11 protein-coding genes and 1 pseudogene are annotated in these 23,185 nt (G+C 68.7%); 2 read left to right on the forward strand and 10 right to left on the reverse strand.

Annotated elements, in window-relative coordinates; genetic code table 11:
* Positions 1-113: 113 nt before the first annotated feature.
* From IQ458_RS18375 to IQ458_RS18395, 5 genes are all read right to left on the reverse strand, one after another.
* On the reverse strand, positions 114-266 hold the full coding sequence (locus IQ458_RS18375; protein ID WP_192197818.1) for a hypothetical protein: 153 nt from the start codon (positions 264-266) through the stop codon (positions 114-116).
* A gap of 2 nt (positions 267-268) precedes the next feature.
* Entirely contained in the window at positions 269-13,837 is a 13,569-nt protein-coding gene (locus IQ458_RS18380; protein WP_203323728.1) for a filamentous haemagglutinin family protein, read from the reverse strand.
* Positions 13,838-14,235: 398 nt separating this feature from the next.
* Positions 14,236-15,276 carry a FecR family protein gene (locus IQ458_RS18385; RefSeq protein WP_203323729.1) on the reverse strand — a complete coding sequence of 347 codons (1,041 nt, stop codon included), beginning with the start codon at positions 15,274-15,276 and terminating at the stop codon, positions 14,236-14,238.
* Entirely contained in the window at positions 15,276-15,812 is a 537-nt protein-coding gene (locus tag IQ458_RS18390; RefSeq protein ID WP_183641452.1) for an RNA polymerase sigma factor, read from the reverse strand. The genes IQ458_RS18385 and IQ458_RS18390 overlap by 1 nt, the downstream gene beginning before the upstream one ends.
* A complete protein-coding gene (locus IQ458_RS18395) occupies positions 15,809-16,477 on the reverse strand; it encodes a hypothetical protein (protein ID WP_203323730.1) in 669 nt (222 codons plus the stop codon). The genes IQ458_RS18390 and IQ458_RS18395 overlap by 4 nt, the downstream gene beginning before the upstream one ends.
* Before the next feature lie 157 nt (positions 16,478-16,634).
* Between IQ458_RS18395 and IQ458_RS18400 the strand changes: the two genes are divergently transcribed.
* Positions 16,635-17,072 carry a hypothetical protein gene (locus tag IQ458_RS18400; RefSeq protein WP_183641460.1) on the forward strand — a complete coding sequence of 146 codons (438 nt, stop codon included), beginning with the start codon at positions 16,635-16,637 and terminating at the stop codon, positions 17,070-17,072.
* Positions 17,073-17,106: 34 nt separating this feature from the next.
* On the opposite strand, the gene IQ458_RS18405 is transcribed toward IQ458_RS18400, so the two are convergent.
* Positions 17,107-17,646 carry a hypothetical protein gene (locus IQ458_RS18405; protein ID WP_203323731.1) on the reverse strand — a complete coding sequence of 180 codons (540 nt, stop codon included), beginning with the start codon at positions 17,644-17,646 and terminating at the stop codon, positions 17,107-17,109.
* A 191-nt stretch (positions 17,647-17,837) separates the two neighbouring features.
* Between IQ458_RS18405 and IQ458_RS18410 the strand changes: the two genes are divergently transcribed.
* Positions 17,838-19,490: a GMC oxidoreductase gene (locus IQ458_RS18410; RefSeq protein WP_318289023.1), complete on the forward strand. Its 1,653-nt coding sequence runs from the start codon at positions 17,838-17,840 to the stop codon at positions 19,488-19,490.
* Between the two features lie 1,475 nt (positions 19,491-20,965).
* Here the strand turns inward: IQ458_RS18410 and IQ458_RS18420 are convergent.
* The 4 genes and pseudogenes from IQ458_RS18420 to IQ458_RS18435 form a co-directional block, all read right to left on the reverse strand.
* Positions 20,966-21,475, reverse strand: a complete 510-nt coding sequence (locus tag IQ458_RS18420; RefSeq protein ID WP_183641469.1) for a hypothetical protein — start codon at positions 21,473-21,475, stop codon at positions 20,966-20,968.
* 1 nt (position 21,476) lies between these two features.
* Positions 21,477-22,169: a C39 family peptidase gene (locus tag IQ458_RS18425; RefSeq protein WP_328805227.1), complete on the reverse strand. Its 693-nt coding sequence runs from the start codon at positions 22,167-22,169 to the stop codon at positions 21,477-21,479.
* Positions 22,166-22,648, reverse strand: a complete 483-nt coding sequence (locus tag IQ458_RS19705) for a hypothetical protein (protein WP_235996990.1) — start codon at positions 22,646-22,648, stop codon at positions 22,166-22,168. Before IQ458_RS19705 ends, IQ458_RS18425 begins: the two co-directional genes overlap by 4 nt.
* Positions 22,649-22,783: 135 nt before the next feature.
* Positions 22,784-23,185, reverse strand: a pseudogene (locus IQ458_RS18435) (hypothetical protein); the annotation flags it as partial.

Consider the following 23,185-nt stretch of genomic DNA (forward strand, 5'->3'; position numbering starts at 1 on the left):
CTCGGCCGCGGGCGGGGCGTCCTGCGCGAACGTGGATGTGCTCGCGGCCAGCAGGCACAGGGTCAACGGCGCCAGCCTCGGCGCCTTCTTGTCTGGGAACATCGGTCGGGTTCTCAATGCGTAAGGAAGGACAAAAGCGAATCGGCAGCGACCTTCATCCGATGACGCCGCTGCATGGGCGGTGGCGTCATCGAGACCAGCGGCAGCGGGATTTCCGGATTGCGGAGCGTGCGGACGAATCCGATCCCCATCGGGCGTCGTTTCATTCTCAATGCCGTCCTTGACGCGGGTTTGACGGTGCCGGGCGCTTGCGCGGTTCCGCCGCGGGATCGCCCATGCTCACCTGCACCACGCTGTTGGCGTCGTAGCTCTCGCCTTCGCCACCGCGCGGCGCTGCGCCGCTGGCGTCGGCGCCGAAGCCGAGCACCTGCACGCTGATCACCGACGGACGATTCCGCGCGTTCTGCCGCTTGACCACGTCCTGCGCCGCCTGCACCGCGCTGGTGGCGGCGGAACTGGCGTTGGACAGCGCACTGACGTTCACCGCCGCGACCACCGGAATACCCTTGGCCTCGCCCTGCACCTGGATGTTCTCGGCATTGACCACCCGCAGCGCGGCCAGGTTGACGTTGCCGGAAACACGGATGCCCGCCTCGCCCGCGTCGATGGTGCCCAACGGCGCGATCAGATCCACATCGCCGGGCGGCACTTCCGCGATCGGATTGAGCGTGGCGATGCCCGCGCCGGTGTTCGGCGTGGTCGGCGACAGCGAAACATTGCCGATGGCGTCATAGGCACGACGCTGCGGGGTGTACACGATGGTGGTCTTGCTGCCGCGGCCGGCGTTGATGTCGCCCTCCGCCGACCAGGCCAGGATGTTGCCGCCGAAGGTGGTGAAGATGCGGCTCTGGCCCAGCAGGATGCTGCCCTGCGAGTACATGTTGATATCGCCATCGCCCTGGGTCAGCACGCCGGAACCTTCCGCCGGGGTGAATCCGCCATCCACGCCGACCAGCGTGCGGCCGCCGGGCACCAGCAGGTTGATGTCGCCGCCGAAGTCGGTATGGATGCCGGCATCGAGAACCTTGTAGAACGGCACGCCGCCGGGACGGCCGCGCGCGAACCATTCGTCCTCGCGGATGTAGCTCTGGCCCGGCCGGGGGCGTGCGGAGGGCGTCTCGCCGAAGGTCTCGTAGTACAAGGCGCTGCTGAACATCGTCAGGCCACCCTCGTAACGGATGGCGTTGCCGGCACTGTCCTTCGCTGGCAGCAGCGTGGCGATCGCCTCGCGTCCGCGCAGGTAGCTGCCTTCGCGCGGGCCGCCGTCCTGGTTGTACTCGCGACCGGCCGTCTTCAGTTCGTTGTAATAGGCATTGCGCAGGAACACGCGTTGCTGCTCCGGCGGCAACGCGGCGAAGAAGGCGCGCGCGTCCATGCCGGCGGCGTCGAAGTGCAGGCCCAGGCCGTTGGCGCCGCCGAAACGCGCGGTGAGCCAGTTGACCAGGTGCAGATCGCTCTCGCGCTGGAACTCGCGCGTCAGGTTGCGGTTGCTTGCGCTCTTGCCTGCCGCCAGCGCGGTGTTGCGGACCTGATCCAGCTCGGCCTGCTTTTCGAGCATGAATGTCGTCGCGCCGGCCTCGTCTCCGGTGTAGCCGAACTCGCGTGCCAGCCACTGCGCCAGGGTCAGGCCGCCGTCGTAGATGCGCACCGCCTTGCCGGGCTGATCGCCCAGCGGGCGTTCCGGATCGGCCTGGTTCGCCGGGTCCAGGTAGCGCGCCGCGAAGGCCGCCCAGTCCGCACCGTGCTCGCCTACCCCGGCCATGACGGTGATGCCGGCGCCGCTGCCCCGATCACCCGGAGTAACGTTGTAGACCGGCCCGATGCTGCGCAATTCGGCCTTGTCGGCCATGTACACGTCGCGGCCGGCGGTGAGTTCCAATTCGCCGGGACCGGCGATGTAGAAGGAGCTGAAGCGGATGTCCCGTCCCGCCTCGACCACCGACACGTCGTCGGCGCTGGTGTGCACGATCAGATTGCCGCGCGAGGTGCCGGTGCCGACGTAATTCGGCTTGTGTGGCGCGGAAAGGTCGAGGGTCGTCGGGACACCGAACCAGCCGAGCGCGCCCGTCTCCTGCCCGTAGTTCTGGCCAAGCGTATCGAACTGGCCCAACTGGGTGCCCGCGTTGACGATGTCGCGGCCGGCGCGGACCGCGACCGCGCCACCGCCGTCGTACCAGGACGGATAGTTGCCGCGCTCCCCGGTATGCAGGCCACGATAGACGATGCCGCCAAGCTGCAGCCCCACCAGATCCCCTTCCACCGCGTAGTAACGCGCGGGCTGGCGACCCGCGTACACATGGCCCGACGCGGTGGGCGGCGTGAACGAAAACAGCGGATAGGCCTGCGAAGTGCCGAGCGGCCCGTCGTGACCGAAGGCGAACAGTGCCGACGGTGCCAGCGCATCGGGACTGACGTTGTGCCAGACGCGACGCCCGTACCAGACGTTGTCATCAAAGCCGACGAAACCGGGATTGAAGGGGCTGGGCAAGCGGGTCGGATCCGCACCCGACACCGAGAAGCCATTGCCGCCCGCGTAAATGGAATCGCGCGCCAGCAATTCGAGCTGGCCGGCGCTTTCGACCACGAAACGCCCGTCCACCGGCGAAGGCGCCAGGACCACGCCGTTGGCGAGGCCGTTGATGCCATAGAACAGACTGCCGCTGGCGGCGACCGCACGCACGGTCGAGGGATAGATGAAATTGCCGTCGGTGGCCTGGAAGTCACTGAAGCTGCCGCGATCCAGTTCACCCAGGGTCGGGGTCAGGTTGCCGCCGGCGGCGAACAGGTCGACCGCGGTGGAAGGTGTCCACAGCGAGAACCAGTTCCAGCCGCCACCATCGTGCAGCGTGTCGTTGATCCGGTACGGGGATCCGCCGTGGAACTGCGGCACCCGGCCACCGTCGGCGGCGCCGGTCAGGACCAGATCGCCGCGCGTATCGATGCGCGCGGTGGCGTCGCCCAGCACCAGCAACGGACCGCCACCGGAGGTCGCCGCCGTCGCGGTGTACACGTCGTTGGCGCGCGACTCCTTGGGATCCATGCCGCCATGGCGAAGTTCGACGCCGCCGACCGCTCCGGCTTCCATGCGCAGCGCGCCGCGCAGGTTGGTGAAGCTGCCGTTGAGGTCCAGGCGGTGGACGTTGTTGGCCGGGAAGGTATTGGCTTCCGGAACCAGGTTGCCGACGGGGAAGCTGCGCTCGTACGGATCAGGGTTCAGGCCCCCGCCGATGCGGATATCCAGATCGCCACCGCCGGTCTGTACCAGTTCACCGGACGCGGTCACCCGACCGGTGCTGGCCACCGCCAGGTTCACGCCCTGGCTGCGGGCGATCACGTAGCCCTTGTCGCCGCGTCCCTGAAGCATGCCGGCGTCACCGCCGGTTTCCAGCAGCAGGTTGCCGCCTCCCAGCGTGCCGAAACCGGTGAACGCCATCATTCGTGGCATGCCTTCGAATCCGGACATGCCGTTGTCCCGGTTCGACGCGATGTAGGTGCCGAAGTTGATCCACCATGCCGTGGCCACGTTGCCGCCGGCATCGCCGACGCTGCCGCTGCCCTGCCGCCACAGCCAGTTGCCGATCGATGCGCTGCCGGTGAGCGGGCCATTCCGGTAACCGAGCGCATCCGGGCGAATCACGGCCGTTGTTTTGCCGACGCTGTCGCCCATGATGTCCCCGCGTGCGCGCAGCAGCAGGTTGCCACCGGCCTCCGGGAACCACGCCTGGTACAGACTCTGGCTGCCGCCGTCGACCAGATGTTCGAACAGGTCGCCGCCACTTGGCCCCAGGATGGTCCCATCCACGACCGCGCCCCGCGGCAGGTTGAACGGCTCGCTGCCATCGGCCGCGGTGATGCGCGCCGACGGCGTGCCGGCGGTGTAGACGCCGTACAGCGACGTGGTCAGGATGTCGTCGCCGGACACCAGCTTCAGATCACCGGTGCCGGTGCGCACCACACTGGCCAGTTGCTCGCGCACCGGCAACGTGTAGTAATCCATGTCCGGCGGCGTGGCAGGCGTGACCAGCGCGGAGAGATCGCCATAACCCCAGAGGTTCAGCTCGCCCGCGTCGACACCGATGATGCCCAGCAGCTGAAGTTCCTCGACTTCCGCGGGCGTAATCACCGCGCCGGCGATGATCGGGAACGAGTAACCGAACATCGACAGCAGGTCGACGAATTCCTGGTGGGGCGCATCGCCCCAGCGATACACCGCCGGAGAACCCGTACCCGGTACCGGCAACTGCTGCATGCCCATGCCGTAATGGTTGTCGGACAGACGCAGACCGCCGGTTCGCTCACGCGCGACCGCCAGGCGATCCGCCGCATCCGGAGCGGCGCCACCCACCAGGGTGATGTCCCAGGACTGCGATCCGGCCGCGAGCATCGGCGCCAGTGCCCATTGGAGTCCCTGATGGCCATCCGCGTCCTTGTCGCGCAGGTCGACGGTTTGCACGTCACCCGGCAACTTGACTTCGGTCTCGCTGGGGATGAAAGCCCCCTTGGCCAGCGCCAGATCGGCGGCCAGTGCCACGCCGGAACCGCGCGAAGGCGCCGGCAGTGCGATACCGGCCGGCCAGATCATTTCGCCCAGTCGCGCCGCCGTCGGCAGTCGCAGGCCCGCGCCGAGGTGGGTATTGGCCGGCAACGTGACCGTGTCGGCCAGCACCGTGCCCGCCGCGTACAGCAGAGTGCCGCCGGCATCGAACACGGGGCCGCCCAGCACGGTGCCGCGCGCCAGCGTCAACGGCTGCGCCAGCGTCGCTTCCGCTGGCAGTTGGGTGCCCGCGGCCACTTCCATGCCGACGATGCGCACGTCGTAATTGAGCACTTTGCCGGAGGGGAACACAGTACCGGCCACCAGCGTGACCTTGCCGCCATGCGGCACGACCACGTCGGCGCCATGCGGCTGCCGCCCCTTGGTCAGGATCCAGCCCTGGTCATCGAAGCCAGCGGTCAGGCGCGAGCCGTCGAAGCCGTCGCTGATGCTGCCGAACACTTCCAGATCGCCGCGCGCGCGGATCACCAGCGCGCCGGCTTCGCCGGAACCGCGCGTGGCGGTCTGCTGCGAATGCGGATTGACGCTGGCGTAGCGATGGCCGGACAGATCCAGATCGCCATCCACGTGCAGGTTGCCATCCGGATTGATGGCCGGATCCGTGCTGCTGACGATCTGCACGCCCGGGCGCAGATGGAACTGATCGCGATAGCCACGCAGGCCGGCCAGGCGATGCTCCATCAGATCCGCGTTGCCGAGGGCGGCGGTGATGAATGCCGTGTTCTGCCCGTGCAGGCGGTCCAGATAGTCCTGGTCGATGATCTGGTAGCTGCCGCCGTCGGTGGTGGCATCCACGCCGGGCCGGGCGCTGTCGTCGCTGGTGAAAGCGTTGACGGTGATGGTCTTGGCGCCTTCGATGGCGATGTCGCCGCGGGCATCGATGGCGACATCGTCGCCGCCGATGCGCGGCGCGTTGAGCGCCACCGTGCCATAGCCACGATCGGCACCTGCCACCCGCAGATCCATGCGTGCGCCGCTGTCGATCCGCAACAGGCCGGCACCGGAACCCACCTCGATGACCGCGCGGTTGGGCGCCTCGATGACCTGCCCGTAGCTGTCCCGGCGCAGCACGTCGGCGCTGGCATCCAGCACCGCGCCGCCGGTCAGGGTGACGCCATTGCGCGCGGCCAGGCGGATGTTGCCCGCCTGTTCGCCGCTGGCATCGATGACGCCATCGACCGTGAGATGCCCTTTGTCGAGCGAGACGTTGACTTCATGGGCCTTGATCTCGTTGCCCACGACCAGATCACCCTCGCCCAGCCGGAAGCTGCGCGCACCGGTGACGCCATCGGCGGTCAGCCGCGCGTTGAGCCCGCCGAAATCGGCGATGTGCAGGCCATGCACGTCGATGCGACCGGCCATGAACGGCACCTCGGTGCCACCGGCGTCGTAGTGGCCGCTGCTGGCGCCGAGGATGCGACCGGCCAGGTCCACCGTGCCGGCCTGGGCGAACGCGCCCAGCTTGCCGGCGCGATTGAAGCGCGCGGACAGATCGATCTGCGCACCCGCGGACTGGCGGACGTCACCGGTGCGGCTTTCCAGCACCACGTCGCCGCCCCAGCTGTACTTGCTGACATCGAAGAATTCGAGCTTGCGTCCGGCCAGATCAAGCCGTGCGGCATCCCCCAGCACCACGTCGTCCTGCGCGCTCAGGGTGAGCTTGCCGCTCGGCAGCCACGCCAGTCCGTCGAACAGCAGTCGGCCGCCGCGGCTGTCCAGCGCGATCTCGGCGCCGAGCGCATCGCTGGCCACCGCCGGCGCCACGCCACCGGATCCAGTCACGCGCACATCGCCACCGGCGGTGATCCGGTTGACCGAACCCGCCGCGCCGGTCAACAACGGCGTGCTGATGTTCAGATCGCCGCCGTGATAGGTGAACGCCTTGGCGGCGGGGTCCCACTCCCCCTGCGACCGGTATACCGACAGGGTCCCCTTGTGCGAGGCGGTGACCCGTTCACTCGCGTTGAGGTTCACGCCGGCGAAGCCGAGCGTCATCCGGTCGTAGCTGCGCACCGTATCCGGCTGGCTCTTGGTCGCATGGCCGAAGTCGATCACCCGCGCATCGACCGTCAGCTGCCCGCTGCCAGTGCCGGGGCCCTGCGCGACCACGTTGCCACCCGCCAGCCGCGATCCGGTCCAGACCAGGGTGTCGGTATGGATGCGCGCCACGTCGCCGGCATCGCCGTAGCCGTAGATCGCCGGTGCACCGAGGACCAGTTGCTCCAGCGCGGACTTGCCGGTGACCGGATTGAAGGTGGACAGGCTGACCGACCCGTAGAAGTTGATCGATTCGCGCACCGTCAGCGCAAGGTTCTGCAACGCGGGCGCGCCATTGCGGGTATCGCCGAGCAGCAACCGGTCCAGGACCTGCTGGTTGAGGGTCATGCCGGCGGGCAGCGCGCCGCGCGCCGCGGCGTCGGCCAGCGCGGCCTGGCTGCCCACATTGATGCCGCCCACCGCCAGCACCAGGTTGCGGGTCCCGTAGCGCACCTCGTCGCCCAGCACGAAGCGGTTGTCGGTCGCGGTGGCGATCGTGCCTTCGGAATAGAGCCGGGTTTCACCCGCGCAGCTTCCCCCTGCCGCGCACACGCCAATCTCGATCGCGCCGGCTCCGCCGCCGTCCGAATTGGGCGCGTCCGGTGCCAGCAGGTCGAGCGCACCGTTGGAAACCGCCAGCACGGAGTTCTGGCCGGGGGTATACACGTAGCCCTGTTCGGCTCCCAGCGTCGAAGCTCCCTTGCCGAGCGTATTGATGCCGGCGCCCTGCTCCAGCGTGATCGCGCCGTCCACCCGGCTGCTGATCAGGAAGACGTCGGTGCCCTCCAGCACCGCGCCCTCGCGCAGCACGATGTTTGCCGTCGAGTTGCCGAAGATGCCGATCTGGTTGGCCCGCTGCTGGCTGCCGGTGTGATCCCGCTGCGTGCTGGTCAGGCGTCCGCCAATGACCAGGCGCGCGCCACCGAGGGCGTTGAGTTCGCTGGCATGGATCGAAACGCCGGTGAAGCCCTCGGTGGGCGCGGCGCCGTCGGCCAGGATTTCATAGTTCCGCGCGTACCAGAGATTGGTCAGGCTGCCGTGCCCGCCCTGCTCGGGCTTTGCCAGCACGGTGGCGTCAAAGCGCAGCGAGGGTTCGCTGCGCGAACCTTCCTCGCTTCGTTCGATCAGGCGCAGGCTGATGGCCTTGGCATCGCGTTCCAGCAGCGCACGCGGGACTCCGTCGCGCGCGGCGCTGTCGATGGCGAATTGTGCGTAACTGGTCTCGTTGTATTGCGAATAGCTGCGCAGGGTGTCGGCCGAGGTCAGGATGACCTGGGTCGGCAACACGTCGCGCAGGCCGGTATTGGCGGTTCCCAGCTGCGCCGCCGCGCTCCAGGAGCCGTTGCGCATCGCGGTGGTGCTGCCGAACGAGGCCGCGGAATTGGCCAAGCCGTTGATCTCGACACGGAAAGCGCCCGGCAGCAACGCATAGGTCGAAGGCAGCAGCGTGTAGGTGCCCGGCGGCAGGCCAGGCACGCCGGCACCGATGGTGATCTGGCGACCCAGCGCCGGCGCACCGGCGCCCTGCTCTCCTCCCACCGGGGCCTGTCCCGCCTGCACGCCCGGGACGATCGCATAGACCGGATTGGTCGACAGGCCCGGCAAAGTGAAACCGCTGCCATCGGCGGCCATCTGCACCAACGGATGCAGGCGCGCGTCGGTGGAGCCGCCACGGCCGGACAGGAATGCGGCACCGGCAAGTTCACCGCCACCGGACAGATCCACCGTTGCCCCGGCCTGTGCGTTCACCGCATGGCTCTGGAACTCGACCTTCGGCTCGTTGCCGAGTCCGCGGAATTCGACGTCGGTGCCTTCGTACTGATAGACCAATCCATCGACGGTGCCGCCGTAGGGCATGATCAGGCCGCGTGCGCTGACCGAGGTGATGCTGCCTGGCAACAGGTTGACCAGACCGGTCTTGCCGTTGCTGTCCGCACTGCCGAGCGTAATGCTGCCCAGCGGTGCCCGCAGCACGCCGCCCTGGTTGACGGTGGCGGCGGCGAAGCTCATGGCGCCGAACACGCTGTAAGGCATTGGCGGCAGTTCGCTGCCGACCCGGGCGATGTCGAGACGACTGTCCGGGTCGTAGTACTGCTCCAGATTGTTCCACTGGTTGACACGGCTGCGCAGGCCGACGACGACGTTGCCATTGCCGTAGATCTGGCGGGCTTCCAGCAAGGTGTCGCCGGGCGAGAACAGCTTGGCGCCGCGCAGGCGCAGGTCGCCGCGGCTGTGCAGTTGCAGCGCCTCGAACGCGTCGCGCCGGACTTCCAGCGGCGTGCCGCTGTTGTGGATGATCGTGCCATTGGCGCCCATGCCGACTTCGCCGACGATGTCGATCAGATCCGCATCCAGGCGCAGCGCGGAGCCTTCGGCGATGCCGGGCACGCCCAGGGTGCCATTGCCGGCGCTGATGTTGCGCGAACCGAACACTGGATTCGGCATCATCTCGCCATCGCCCTGGCGGCGCGTGGAGCCGGACAGTCGCAGGTACGGCGCGGCGAGGGTCACCCGGCTGTCGCGGGCGGCATCGGCACCCAGTCCGATGCCGCTGGCAGTGAGATACAGGGCTTGCCGCATGCGCAGGTCAATGTCGCCGGCGAAGCTCAGCAAGCCGTTGACGTGCAGCGCGGTGGTGTCGAATCCGCCCGCGTGGATCGCGTCCACGCCATAGCGGGCCCGGCCATAGACCAGACTCTCGTGCATCTGCCCGACTTCGGCGTCGTCGGCCAGTCCGCTGCCGCCGTAGTTCTGCTCCAGCAGCAGCTCGCGCGGCACGCGCACGGCGTCGTCGACGTCATCCCCCAGGTAATCCCAGCGCCCCACTTCGCGGTAAAGCGGGGTTTCCAGATTCAGTGCGAGAGTACCGCCGGCCGCACCGGCACCGCCTGCGGCCGCGCGCAGTTGGCCGTCGATATACAGGCCATTGCTCGCGCTCAGCGCGATCACGCCGCCATGACTGGGAATCAGTGTGCCGCCGAGGCCGGGCAGATCCAGCGTCGCCTGGGCACCGGACGCCTCCAGTCGCGCGCCGCGACGCACCACCAGGAACGCGTCCACAGCGTTGAATTCGCGCGCCTCCAGGTCATGGCGCGCGCCGATTTCGATGGTGCCGCCGTCGAGCACCTGGCCGAAGCGGCGCCCGTTCGCGTCGACGCCGGTGTAGGCGCGTCCAGACACATCCAGGACCGCGTCGTCGCCGATCCAGATCGAGCGTCCGTTCGGCTTCCCGTTCGGCCGGTTCCTGTCGAGGCCCTGCCCCCACGCGCCGGGCAGGATGGAAATGCGCCCGCCATGCGCCCGCAGTTCGCCCTCGATGGTGATCTGGTCGTTGCCGGTCAAGGTGATCGATTGCCCCGGATCCACCTCGATGCGGCTGTCCTTGCCCATCTCCAGCACGCCATTGGCGTAGATCGAACCGGCCGTGAGCGACAGGCTCGCGCCCCGGCGCAGCGTGGTCCGGCCCTGGTCGGGATCGTCGGCCTGCGTCGGCGGCAGCCATACCGACAGCGCTTCCGAGGGGTCCGCGCCGCTCGCGATCCGGCGCGCGGTGTCGCGGTCGTAGTCAAGCAGCGGCATCAGCACCGACAGTTCGGTGCCCGGCTGCACCAAAACACCGTCGCGACCATGGATCGCATAGGCACCAAAACCGGACTGGAACAGCGCCCCGTCCAATGCCAGGAAGGACTGCACTTCGACGGTCTCGGGCCAGGCGGTGCCGGGCGGAATGCGCTGGCCGCGCGGCACCACGATGTCGGTGGCGGCGATGCTGCCGCCCTGGTACGTCGCCGTATACGCGGTGATCGGCAAGCCATCCGGGAACACGTCGCGCGGCACCACGTAGCCCGCTTCCAGTTCGGTGATGGCGTGCAGCACGGTGCCGGCGGGCAGCACGGTGCCGGCGTACTGGTAGGTGCCATTGGCGAGCAGCACCGCGGTCGGCAAGCGCCACTCGGCCTGCAACGTCACCGGATTGGCTTCGCTGATCAGCGGGCGGGTGCGCACCGGCACCGGCTGGTCGCCCAGCACGCGGGTCATGACGACCGAGAAGTCCATCGGAATCGGCTGCCCGGCCGGGATCACGTAGTCGTTTGCCAGGCGCAGCGGCAGATCGCTGGTTTCACCGGCCTGCAACTGCTCGATGATTTGCGGAATGCCGTCACCGATGCTGACCAGGGTGCCGTGCTCGATATCGAGCTTGCCGCCGCCGTTGACGCCGTGGCCCCGCAGCGTGCCGTCGAGCGACAGCACGCCGGCGCCGCCCACCAGGCCGGCCGCCAGGCTCACGTTGCCGCCGCGACCGCCATGCAGGCGGTCGTCCGCCCCCAGGGTGGCGCCGGACGAAACGTCGATCAGGCTGTCCTTGCCCAGCACCACGTTGCCGTCGCTGCGCAACGACACGCTGCCGCCATCCACGTACGGCAGGCCGCCGATGGCGAGAGGATCGTGCTGGCGGTTGTTCCACAGGCCGCGTGCGTCCAGGGTGACTCCGTCGGCCAGGTTCGTCTGGCGCGCATAGCCGGGCGGCGTGACTTCGCTGATCGCGGTTTCCTGCCAGCTGCCGCCCTCGGCGCTGATGTGGCGGACGACCATGTTGCCCAGGCGGATGCTGCCGCTGCGCGCGGTCAGGTCCGCATTGACGTCCACCTGGGTGGCGTGCAGTGCGATTTCGCCGCCGGGCGATACGGTCAGGGCTTCGTCCACGCGCACGCCACCGCGCGCATACACCTCCAGGCCCCCCAATCCCTGGCGATTCAGCCAGTCTGCGTCCAGCGCGATCCGGCCCGCCTCCGGTTCGGCGCCCGGCACCGCGTCGCCGATCGTCACCGCGCTGACCACCGCGTCGGGCGAATAGCGCAGATCGCCGGTGTCCTTGTCGTACACCGGGCGGTGGCTGCCGATGACCAGGCTAGCGCCGCGTGCGGCGGCGGTCTGCGCCTGCTGGTAACCATCCAGCGTCGCATCGCGCGCCCGCTGCTGGCGATCGCCCTGGAAGGTGGTGCCTTCGACGTCGCCTTCGAGTACCGCGCCCCGGGTCGCGACCACCAGCTTGCCGGCGTCGCGTCCCACCACGTAGCCGCCTTCCAGGCGCGTCCGCGGTGCGATCAGCGGGTTGTAGAAGTAGGACGTGGTCTGCGAACCCCAGCGCTCGTGCAGATCCTCGAAGCCCTTGTACAGGCCGGTGTAGAGAAGATCACCCGGCGCGTTCGACGCGTTGTAGAGCTTGCCGTCGGCGCCCTTGAGGAAGGTCTGGTTGACGTAGCCGGTCTGCACGTCCAGGGTGCCGCCGGACAGGTTGATGTGCGAACCCTGGCGGGTCACCACCTCGCCGCCGCTGAATTGCACGGTACCACCCTGCGCCGACCATTCGCCGATGCCGTGGCCGGTGACGCCCAGGTAGCCGCCGACTTCCAGCAGGCCGCCGGCGGTGTACCAGCGATCGGTTTCGTAGCCGTTGGTGCCGGCCGGCACCAGCACCAGATCGCGCCGATCCAGCCAGATGTTGCTGTTGTTGAGGCTCTTGTCGTCGCGGTTGCCGGACGCGTCGCGCTGCTCGTTGCCCTGTACGTTGATCAGGACATTGTTGGCTTCCATCGCGATGCGCACGCCGACCGCGCCGGACACGTCGATGCGCGCGCCATCGGCGACGGTCGACCGGCCCGCCGCGTCCACCAGCACCTGCCCACCGGTGGCCAGGGTCAGCGACTGGCCCTGGAAATCGACGTCGCCACCGGAACTGATCCGGATCAGCGACTGGTCGCGTCGGTGGGTGGCATTGCCGTCCGGCTTGTCGGTGTCCCGCACGAGGGTTTCGCGCTGCACGTCCAGGGCGGTGGTCGCGCTTTCGTCCAGCACCACCGCGGTGGTGCTGTCCTTGTCCAGGACGATGCGGCCGTCTGCGTCGGTGGCATCGCTGGTCAAATGGACCGTGCCGCGGGTGTACACGGAAGTGGTCGCGATCACCGCGCCCTGCTGGCGGACTTCGTGGCCGACCAGGCTGATGTCGCCGGTGGTGGCCTGGATCAGACCGGTGTTGGTGACCATGCCGGTCGCTGGCGCACTGCCCTCGGTGCCGGTGCCGGAAGTTGCCGGCAGGCGCAGGGTCGAGACCAGATTGCCGCGCGTGGTCGAGGCCTGGTTGCCATCCGTGTCCATGCCCTTGCGGATGACGAACGCGTCGCCCGCGGCCAGCGTGGTCTGGCCGTTGGCGGTGGCGATCTGCCCATGGTTTTGCACCTGCTGGCCCACCAGCAGCACGTAGCCGCCGCCTTCGGTCACCGAAGTGGGCACATGCGTGCTGATCCGCGCACCTTGCTCGACGGTGACGGCGCCGGTGGCCGCGCCATGCTGGAAACTGCTGGCGGTGGAGGTCAGATCGTTGGCGAAGGTGGGAATGAAGTCCTTGCCCTGCGCCTGGCTGTACAGCCCGCTGCGGAACTGCGCATCGGTCATGCCGACCGCGGACGCGGCCAGGTTCTTGACGTTCACCTGGCTGGTGCCGTTGAACACCACGCCATTGCGGTTGATCAGGAACACCGTGCCATCGGCCTTGATCTGGCCCTGGATCTGCGACGGCCGCGCACCTGGATCGTTGATCCGGTTGAGTACCGACCACGCCGCATCCTGCTTGAAATCGACAGTGGTGTTGCGGCCGACGTTGAAGGTCTCCCAGTTGAGGATGGCCTTGTCGGCGGTCTGCTCGATGGTGACGGTGGTCTTGCCGTCCGCCACCTGCTGGGTCGGATCCTTGGCGTTGTGCCAGCCGCGGGTCAGCGCGTCCTGATCAACCTTCAGCCCCCCCTCGCCCAGACCGTCGGGAACGGTGGGCGCGCGCAGGCTGGCGGCGTCGCGCGCCGCCTGCTGCAGCCGCTGCTGCATGGCGATGGCCTGCGCGGCGGTGGCCAGGTTCTCGATCGAGGTCTTGAGCTTGTCGCGCGCCTCGCGGTTCTGTTGTTCCGGCCGCGGCAGGTTGCTCGGCTGCCCGTTGGGCAGGCGCCCGGACTGGGCCGCCGACTGCTGGTTGGCCCCCTTGTTGGCGAACCAGGCCGCGCTGAACGCCTGCTGCGCACTGGCGGTTCCGATCATGCCGCCGGCGACCAGCAACGCGGTGATCGCGTGCGCCAGCGGCTTGATGCCCAAGCCATCGGCCGTGGAAGGAGTGCGCGTGCGCTGCGGCTGATTCACCATTGTTTCCACCCGTGGAATGTCGTTCGCTGGATGCACTTCCCGCCTTCCCGCGTCCGTCCCCGGATCATCGCGTTGGAATGGGTTGTGCTCGTTACGATGGGTAAGACCGACGGGGCCGGTGACGACTGAACTGCTGAAACAAAAAATTCATGCACGCGAAAATGGGCGGCAACTCGCCGGATGAATTTCATGTTTCTGTCATCTACGCCTGTTAATGACTGCATTGAGTAGGCGCGCACGATGATCGTCCGCGACAGATGCATGACTTCGAATGAGCCCGTGCGGACGAGCGAATCGGCGTGCACGCGAGCGCGCCACGCCCTCGATGCAGGCGCATTCGTGGATTCGAGCGCGGGATTCGAAAGGCGCGGCATCACCGTCGCCCGGCCATGCGATCAGCCCAACAGGGTCACGCCAGCAGGCATCTGCACCACCCGCGCGCCGTAGACGTCCTTGACCAGATCGAGGAAGGTGTCGGCCTGCCGGATCGGAATGCGCGCCTGCACGGTGCGCCGGCCCAGTTCGGCGCGGGTGATGAGGATTCGGCCCGGCCGGTAGCGGTTGATCTCGTCGACCACCCGCGCCAGCGGTTCGTTGTAGAACACCAGGAAACCATGCCGCCATGCGTCCACCCGCGACGTGTCCACCGGCGCCACCGACGCGATCCGGCGTTCCGCCAACTGCGCCTGCCACGAGGGCCCCAGCACCACTGCGCGTCCGCCCTGCTCCACCCGCGCCTGTCCGGACAGGCAGGTGATTCGACGATCCTCGGCGACACAACGCAGGTTGACGCGCGATCCCGGCGCCAGCGTGACCAGGCCATCGCCAACCCGCACGCGCAGCGGCGAGGCCGGTGATTCGGGCGTGCGGAATTGTGCTTCGCCCTGGACCAGTTCCAGCAGTTCGTTGCCGGCGCCGCCTTCGCGGCTGAGCGCGGTGCGCGCGCCCATCGCCACCTTCACTCCGGCGATGTCGATGTCACGCAATTCGCCCACGGCGGTGCGATAGTCGGCGGCGGCTTCCTCCCAGCCCGGCCACAGGCCAAGCGGCGGACGCGCGATCAACCAGCCCGCCGTGGCCGCCACCGCGCCGCCCAGGAACGCACGCCGGCCCATCCGCATCGCGCGCGGACGCCGGCCATCGCGATGCGTGCCGGCAGGCGGCAATGCCGCGACGCCCGCGCTGTTCGCTTCGACTGCCGCGGGCACCGTCATGGCGGTGGTGGCCGCCAATGCCGCGGCCGGCGCCAGCGCGTTCCATAGCCGGCGCGCCTCGGTGAACGCACGCACGTGCGCCGGCTCGGCCTTGCACCATTGGCGGAACGCATCGGCGTCGGCGGCCGTGGCCTGGCCGGACTGGAGGCGCAGCAGCCACGCCTGCGCCTGTTCGCGCAGTTCGCATTCCCGGGAAGCGGATTCGACCGGTTTCATATTCATCACGACTGTTTTCCCGCGCCGGGACCGAACCGCTGCACGACCCGGCGGTCCAGCCGGTCCGCGCAGTGCTGCAACGCCTTCTTCAGATCCTTGCCGACCATGCGCAGGGAAATGCCGTGGCGGGCGGCGATGGCGTCGAGCGGTTCCTGTTCCACCCGCGCTGCCAGCAGGATCGCCCGCTGGCGGCGCGGCAACTCCTGCAAGGCTTCCGCCAGCGCGGCGATATCGGCCTGGCCCAGCGCGACGATCGCCGGATCCTGCTCGTCGATCACTTCGTCCATCAAGGCGTCGATTTCCAACCCGGTCAGGATCCGCGACTGCGCCACGCGCTGATCGGCGGCGGCGTTGATCGCCATCCGGAACAGGTAGGCCATGGGATTGCGTTCCGGCTGCGCGGCCTCGCGCATCCGTTCCACCCGCAGCCAGGTTTCCTGCAGGGCATCCAGCGCCAGATCGTCCGAACCCAGCCGCCGTCGCAACCGCCGACGGAATTCCTCGTAGTGATCCAGCAACAGTACCCGCAGGCCGGCACTCATCGTTCCCGCCCCCGGCATGGCGGCGTGGACTGGCCGGTTTCCGGCAACAGGGTCAGGGTGATCGGTTGCGGCAGATCCGGCGGCAGGCCGATCAACGTAAGATCCGCCAGGCGTGCCAGGATCGCGGCGTCGCGAAGGACATCGCCACTGGATTCGCTGATTTCCGCTTGCCGGATGCGGCCGCTCGCATCGAGCCGGAACCGGATCGCGGCGCGATAGCCGCCGGGCCGGGTCGATTCGTCGCCGCACAGCGCGTCTTCCAGCGAGCGCTGGAGAATGCGCGCGCCACGGCGGCGCGCGGCGGCGTCCTGGTTGTCGGTGGCCGCCGGCGCGATGGTTTCCGGCGCGGGCTCGTCCATCGCGGCGTCGGCACCCGACATCACCAGGGTAAACGCATCGTCGCCGACGAAGCGCGGGGTCAATCCGGTTCCCACCAGCATCCTCCGCAGGGCCTCGTCATCGCGATAGCGGCCAATCACTTCTGCCGAATGCAGATTGGCCAGCAGTCGCGCATCGACCAGCACCGCCAGCCCGGTGATCCGTCCGTAGGCCTGCAAGGCGCGATCCAGCGGCTGCGCCGACAGATTGAAGTCATGCGATGCGTCCGGTCCCCTCGCCGCCGCGCCGAACGATGCCAGCGCGGCGGCCAGCAGCATGGCAAGCATCGGCATTCGCCGCGCGGTCGGCGCGCGCACGCAGGCGGCGAAGGGTTCAGCGGTCGTTCCGCAAGTAGCTGTCATCAAACTGCAGGCAGAACGCGCCAGTATCGAAACGCCGAGCACGGCACACTATTCCGCCTTCGTTGCAGTCCGGTGACACGCCATGAATCCGCTCCGGCCCCGTCTTTCCCCGCATCGCCTGTTGCCATTCGCGGCGGCGCTGCTCGTTTCCTCCGCGCTGGCCGCCGAACCGCAGGCGACGCAGATACCCGCCACGCCACCGGCGACCGACTCCGCATCGACACCGGCGCCCGCCAAATCCGCCAAGCCCGCCGACACCCGCTGCGTCGACGTGGAAGTGAATGGCGAGCGCGTGCCCGACTACGCGTGCCTGGGACAACTGATGACCTCGCCCACGCCGCCCGCCTCCCCCGATGCGAACCTCACCGGTTCCGAGCGCATCGTGCGCCAGCCGCCCACCAAGCTAGGCCTGGCCAATCGCGCCGCCACCCAGCAGCGGATGGGCAACACTTTCGGCACGTCGACCCAGCCGCAGCGACCACCGCCGCCGTCGCCCAAGCCGGTGATTCCCGGACGCTGAGCGATTGCGCCAGGCAAGCGACGCGACGGATGCCTCAGAGTGAAGTGCCGCTGGTGCCCGCGTGGGCACCCGGCCCCGCCGGCTCAATCGGTTCCGCCGATTCGCGCAGCGACAGGCCCAGTACCAACGGCTGGCGCATGTCGGCGGGCGGTTGCGCCAGCGGCGGCTGCAACAACGATTCGAGCGCGGCGTCCGCTTCCGCGTCGCCCAGCGAGGTGAACTCGCTGCGGGTGATTCGGCCATTGGCCGCGATCCACAGCTTCACCACCACCGGATCCTGCCGCTGCGGCAGGCTGGCGGAACGTTCCATCCAGTCGTGCAATTGATTTGCGGGAACGCTGTCCTCGCCCAGCCTGCGTTGCAGTTCGGTGCCGGCTTGCTGCGCATACGCCAGCCAGTGCTGGGGAACCGGATCCTGTGCGGCGGCCCCGACCGTGGCGCCAAGCGTGGTCCAGGCTATGGCCGCACCCAGCAGGCGCCGCAGCCAGCCGCGCGTTCCGCTTCGCGTCGTGTCGGCACCCGCCTGCGGTTGCGGCGTCGGCCGGTCTTTCCTTTCGTCTTGCAGGCCGTTCATCGGCGGATTCCCGTTACAAACCCGATGACTCTGCCTGCCTTGCATGACAGGGAGATGGCGACCAGGAATCGACGCGGTGGCCTGCCTTTGCCGCACTTCGCGTAACAGTCCTAGTGTGCCGGCCCTTCCCGGCTGGTCGAGGCGATTCCGATGAGGAAGCCACGCAACCGTCGCAAGCGGAAGGCCCGGGCGTGTTGATCGACTATCGCCACGCCGCGACGCCGGACGACTTCGATGCCCACCTGTGCATCGTGGGTGCCGGACCCGCCGGCATCGCCATCGCGCGCCACTACCTCGACACGGCGGTCCGTGTCTGCCTGCTGGTGGGCGGCGGTATGGCCGGCGATGCCGAGACCCAGGACCTCTACGCGGGTGATTCGATCGGCAATCCGCAACTGGATCCCGCCGCCAGCCGCCTGCGCGCATTCGGTGGCAGTACCAATGCCTGGGGCGGCGGTTGCATCCCCTTGAGCCGGATGGATCTCGCCGCGCGTGATTGGGTGCCGCACAGCGGCTGGCCGATCTCCTATGCCGAACTGGAACCTCACTACGCCCGCGCGCGCGATCTGCTTGCCATCGACGGGCACGACTTCGAGGCGGGCGGTTTCCTGAGCGCACCGGCGCGGCGCCCGCCAAGTTTCAAGGGCGATCGCCTGGTCAACCGCAATTTCGTGCTCAGTCCGGTATTTTTCGGGCAAGCCTATCGCGCCGAACTGGAGCGCGCGCCCAACATCCAGGTGGTACTGCACGCCAACGTGCTGGAACTGCTGTCCGATGCAGGTGGCGAGCACGTGCATGCCGCCCGCATCGGCTCACTGCAAGGCAAGCGCGGCCAGGTGCGCGCGCATCGCTACGTGTTGGCCTGCGGCGGCATCGAGAACGCGCGCCTGCTGCTGTTGTCGAACTCGTCCGTGCCGCATGGGCTGGGCAACGAACAGGACCTGGTCGGACGCTACTTCATGGATCACCCGCGTGGCCGGCTGGGCACGCTGCATGCGCGCGCGGTCACCCCGCTTACCCGTCCCTACGATCGTTCCGGGGGCAAGGGTCCCACGCCGGTATTCCCCGAACTGTGCCTGTCCGAGGACGCGATGCGTGCCCATCGCATGCTCAGCGGACGCGTGCGGCCGGTGGCGGTGGAAGGCCAGGTGCCGCGCGGCATCCACGCGGCGCGGCGATTGCGTTCGGCGCTGCGCAAACCACGTCCCGACGAGGGAGGTTCGCTGGAAGGCCAGATGTCGCAGGCGCTGCGCTTCGGCAGCGGCAACGAGGCACCGCCGCCTCCTCAGGAGAACCTCGCCCGCCTCGCCCTGCAACTGGCGCCAGGCATGGGCGATCTGGCGCGCGGCATGTTCAACCGGCTGACCGATCGCCCGATCGTTCCGCCCGACCATGTCGATGTCGTCGGCTATTTCGAACAGGCGCCCAATCCCGACAGCCGGGTGCGCCTGGGCGACGATCTGGACCCGCTCGGTCAACGCCGCGTGCGCGTGGACTGGCGGCTGACGCCGCTCGACTGGCACACCTACCGGACCGCCACGCACCTGTTCGGCGAGGAACTGGCGCGGGCCTGCGGCGGACGTTTCCAGGCCGACGCATGGCTGCACGACGAACGCGCGCCGCAGCTGCAGGGCACCGCCCACCACATGGGCACCACCCGCATGGCCGACGACCCCGCCGATGGCGTGGTCGATCGGAACCTGCGCGTGCATGGCGTGGACAACCTGCACGTCGCCGGCAGTTCGGTGTTTCCGACCGGTGGCTGGGCCTTTCCCACCTTCACCCTGGTCGCGCTCAGCATGCGCCTGGCCGAACACCTGCGCGACTGCCTGTTCCTGCTGTAGCCATCCGCCCCTTACTCAGAACGTGATCGGCACGCGCGCGGTGAAGCTCACATCCGGCGTGTCCCGGGTCAGTCCGGCGCCCAGCGCGACATTGAGCGAAACCCTGTCGCTGAAGCGATAGGTGCCGCCGAGCAGCAACGTGGCCAGGGTCACCCGCACCGCGCCGGCCACGTCGCGTCCGTTCTGCTGGGTCTTGCCGACCACGTTCATGTCGTAACCGATACTGATGGCGGCCTTCTCGTTGAGCGCCAGGCCCATGCCCAGGTTGAAACCGATGATGTCGCCGGCTTCGATGTCGCCCAGCGGCTCGCGCTGTCCGTCGACGAGCAGGCGCGAGACATTGCGCCGCTTGAAATTGTGCAGGTAGCTCAAGCTGCCGAAGAACACCACCGGGTCCGAGGGATACAGCCAGGTCACGCCCGGCTGCAGCGCTTCGAAACCGCTGCCGGTGGGAAGCTCCAGCGGCAGGCCGGTGCCGGTGGTGTTGCCCACGCAACGCGTCACGCAATCGGTGACCACGTCGAACAGGTCCTTGCCGGTGCGACTCTTGTAGCGCAGCCAGCCGATGTAGAACGCCTTGTCCGGGCCACCGCGGTTGATCTGGTAGCGCGCGGTCAGTTCGGCATCGCCGATGCCATTGCCGCTGGCGTTGAACACGCGGTCCTGCGCCGATCCGGTGAAGATTTCGCGACTGACGGTGTCGCCGTCGAGGTAGACATACGGCAGCTTGGCTTCCAGCTCGAAGCGCCGGTTGAGGCCGTAGCGTCCGGTCAGGGTCGCCACCGCGGTGGTGGTCTTGACCTGGCGCACGTCGATCAGGCCGATCAGGATCGCGGGAATCACGGTGTAACCGACCAGCGCGACGCGATCGTTCGCCGAATAGCCGTACTGCAGGGAGGGTTCCAGCACGAACTTTCCGGGCGGCGTCAGCACGCCGGGCTGGTCGAAGATCTGCGCCACCTCCGGCGGACGCGAATCGGATTCGGGGGCCTGCCCCACCGGCTGCGGGGCGGGCCGCGCGGCCGGGGTGGCCTGCGCCGGCGCGCTCTGCGCGGCGAGCACCGGTGCCTGTCCGAGCACCGGCATCACCGCCGGCGCGGGGGCGCCGCGCGCGCGCGCGTTCGCCAGGACTTCCTCGTTGAGCGCCGACTGCAATTGAGCCAGCGCCTGCTGCTGTTGCTCCAGCGCCCGCCGGGTCTGCTCNTCGTTGAGCGCCGACTGCAATTGAGCCAGCGCCTGCTGCTGTTGCTCCAGCGCCCGCCGGGTCTGCTCCAGCTGGCGCGTCTGTTCGTTGATCTGGCGTTGCAGGCCATCCAGCCGCTCCTCGCCATCGCCGGGTGGTCGCGCGCCCGCGACGGGGGCCTCCTGCGCCCAGGCCGTACCGCCCGTCAACGCGAGGACCAGGGCGAGAACCAGCGGCTTGCGGCGAGCATTCGACGTCCGTTTCATCGGGTGTCTCCTTGGCGATGGTGGTTTCAGCGCGTACCGGCCGTGCCGTTGAGGGCGTCCTGCAGTGCTCCCCCGGCGTTGATGCCCTGGAAGGCACCCAGCACCGGGCTGTCGATCTCCAGGCGGGTGATGGTGGTGATGCGCTGGTCATCCAGGGTGTTCTGGATCACCACGCCACCGGGCAGGCGCATCGGCTCGAAACGGTTGCCGTCGCCGCGCTGGATCACGATGCCCTGGCTGAACTCGCCCAACGCGCGCGCCTCCTCCGCACTGAGCCGCGACAGATCGGCCACCCGCACCGCGGTGCTGGCCGCCAGTTCACCGTTGACGTACACCACCCGCTCGATACCGAACGACAGGGTCGCGCCGGACGGCAACTGGAAGCCGCCGCGCATGCCGTCCAGCCGCGCCGGATCGATCGGTGTCCACTCGGCGCCCAAGCCGTTCCCGTCGTCGCCGCGCGCGCCCAGCGGCGCGGCCGCCGCGGGCAGCAGCACGGCCAGCGCGAGCAGGCTCGAAAACAATGCTCTGTCCATGTCAGATGTCTCCCGGACCGCGTCGTGGCACCGCGATGCCGCGCAGGCCATCGCGCTGGATACCGATATCCAGCGGGGCCGGCGGGGCCGTGCGCCAGTCGCGTTCCTGGTTGAAGCGCGCCTGCGCGCGCCGGTTGTGGATGACGAACAGCACGCGGTTGTCCCACAGCGCCTCGAACCGCGACTTGGGCATCGCCCGCGTGCCGCGTGCCGGATCACCCAGCAGCACGCGTCCGTTCTTCAATCCCTTGACCACCACGAAATGGCGATAGCCGCGATCGTTCAACAGCACGATCGCCGGCACGCCTTCTTCCTGCAGTTTCTCCAGCGGCAGTTCGAAACCGTCCGCCTCGAATCCCTGCGACTGCAGATAGCGGCGCATGTCCAGCAGCGAGAAACCCTCCTTGCGGATGCGCGCCTGGTCGCCGTAGGTGTACATGCGCACGAACACGTCCTGTTCGCTGACCGCATGGCCATACTGGAACGTCAGCAGGGTCGCGGTCGCCGCCGAACCGCAACTGAAATCGAACTGCTGGGGGATGGTGGTGCGGAAGCGGGCTTCCTTCAGGCTGGTCACCCGCACCTGGTACGCACCACCTGGCGCGCGCACGTCCATGTCCGCCGCAGCCGCCGGCGCGCCGCCACAAGCCAATGCGGCGATGGCCAGCGCCACGGCGGCCCGGGCGGCGTTCACCGCGCGGGATCCGCGAAATTCACGGTCACCACCATCGCGTTCTGGATGAGCACGTTGGTGCCGGTGTTCTGGATGACCGTGTTGATGCCGTTGGCATTGTCGAAGGCGCCCTGGGTGATGGTGTTTCCACCGCTGTCGATGTGATGCGCGGTGTTGCCGTCGACGGTTCCGTCGACATCGATGACGACCACGCTGCCGTGGTCATCCTCGCCACCGCGCATCCCGGCCAGTCGCGCCACGTCCACCGGTGCGCCGATGTCACTGACCGGACGCGGTTTCACCACCAGCCAGCTCGCCGGCGGGTCGATGGCCGAGACCGGAATTTCCGGCATCGCCGGGGCGGTTCCGGTTGCAGGCGCGACGGGTTCATCCGCCGCGGCCCTGCCGCTGCCTCCGGCGAAAAGCGCGAACAACGCGAACAGCAAGGCGGGTGCGGCGCGCTGGCGCCGCACGAAGCGATATCGGGTCTGCATGGTCATGCTCCCTTGCCATGCGTTCCATCCAGGCACGCCCTTGCCACGCGCCCCCTGTCGATCCCGCCGCGGGGGCGGCGGGATCGTCCTGCGCATGGCACGCGGAGCCGCCGAAGCGGCCCCGGCGCGCCCGGGGAGCGCTTACGGACCTACGGTCAGGTTGGCCTGCACGGTGATGCCCTGCTGGATCAGCGACGCGACGCCGCTGTTCTGCGCAGCCACCATCACACCGGCGGCCGATTGGCCGACGCTGCTCATGGTGTTGGACATGTTGAAGGTGCCCGCGTCGTTGGCGACGGAGCCCCCCATGCCGCCGGCACCGCCGGTCGCACCGTTGCCGACGCCGCCGTTGCCGACACCGCCGTTGCCATCGCCACCCGTGCCGCCTTCGGCACCGACCGCGCCCATCGCGCCGTCGCCGGCGGTGGCGTCGCCATTGCTGGCCGTGGACGAAGCGCTGCCATTGGTGGCGTCGCCGTTGGTGGCCGAGCCACCCGCACCGCCGTCACCCGCGGTCGCGGTCAGGCTGCCGCCCGCGCCACC

It is taken from the genome of Pseudoxanthomonas beigongshangi (assembly GCF_016820515.1).
GTDB lineage: Bacteria > Pseudomonadota > Gammaproteobacteria > Xanthomonadales > Xanthomonadaceae > Pseudoxanthomonas_A > Pseudoxanthomonas_A beigongshangi.

Bases quoted from the DNA above. Each gene is read 5' to 3' on its own strand.
- IQ458_RS18375 (WP_192197818.1), bottom strand. From the start codon at position 266: ATGAAACGACGCCCGATGGGGATCGGATTCGTCCGCACGCTCCGCAAT.
- IQ458_RS18385 (WP_203323729.1), bottom strand. From the start codon at position 15,276: ATGAATATGAAACCGGTCGAATCCGCTTCCCGGGAATGCGAACTGCGC.
- IQ458_RS18390 (WP_183641452.1), bottom strand. From the start codon at position 15,812: ATGAGTGCCGGCCTGCGGGTACTGTTGCTGGATCACTACGAGGAATTC.
- IQ458_RS18395 (WP_203323730.1), bottom strand. From the start codon at position 16,477: ATGCTTGCCATGCTGCTGGCCGCCGCGCTGGCATCGTTCGGCGCGGCG.
- IQ458_RS18400 (WP_183641460.1), top strand. From the start codon at position 16,635: ATGAATCCGCTCCGGCCCCGTCTTTCCCCGCATCGCCTGTTGCCATTC.
- IQ458_RS18405 (WP_203323731.1), bottom strand. From the start codon at position 17,646: ATGAACGGCCTGCAAGACGAAAGGAAAGACCGGCCGACGCCGCAACCG.
- IQ458_RS18420 (WP_183641469.1), bottom strand. From the start codon at position 21,475: ATGGACAGAGCATTGTTTTCGAGCCTGCTCGCGCTGGCCGTGCTGCTG.
- IQ458_RS19705 (WP_235996990.1), bottom strand. From the start codon at position 22,648: ATGACCATGCAGACCCGATATCGCTTCGTGCGGCGCCAGCGCGCCGCA.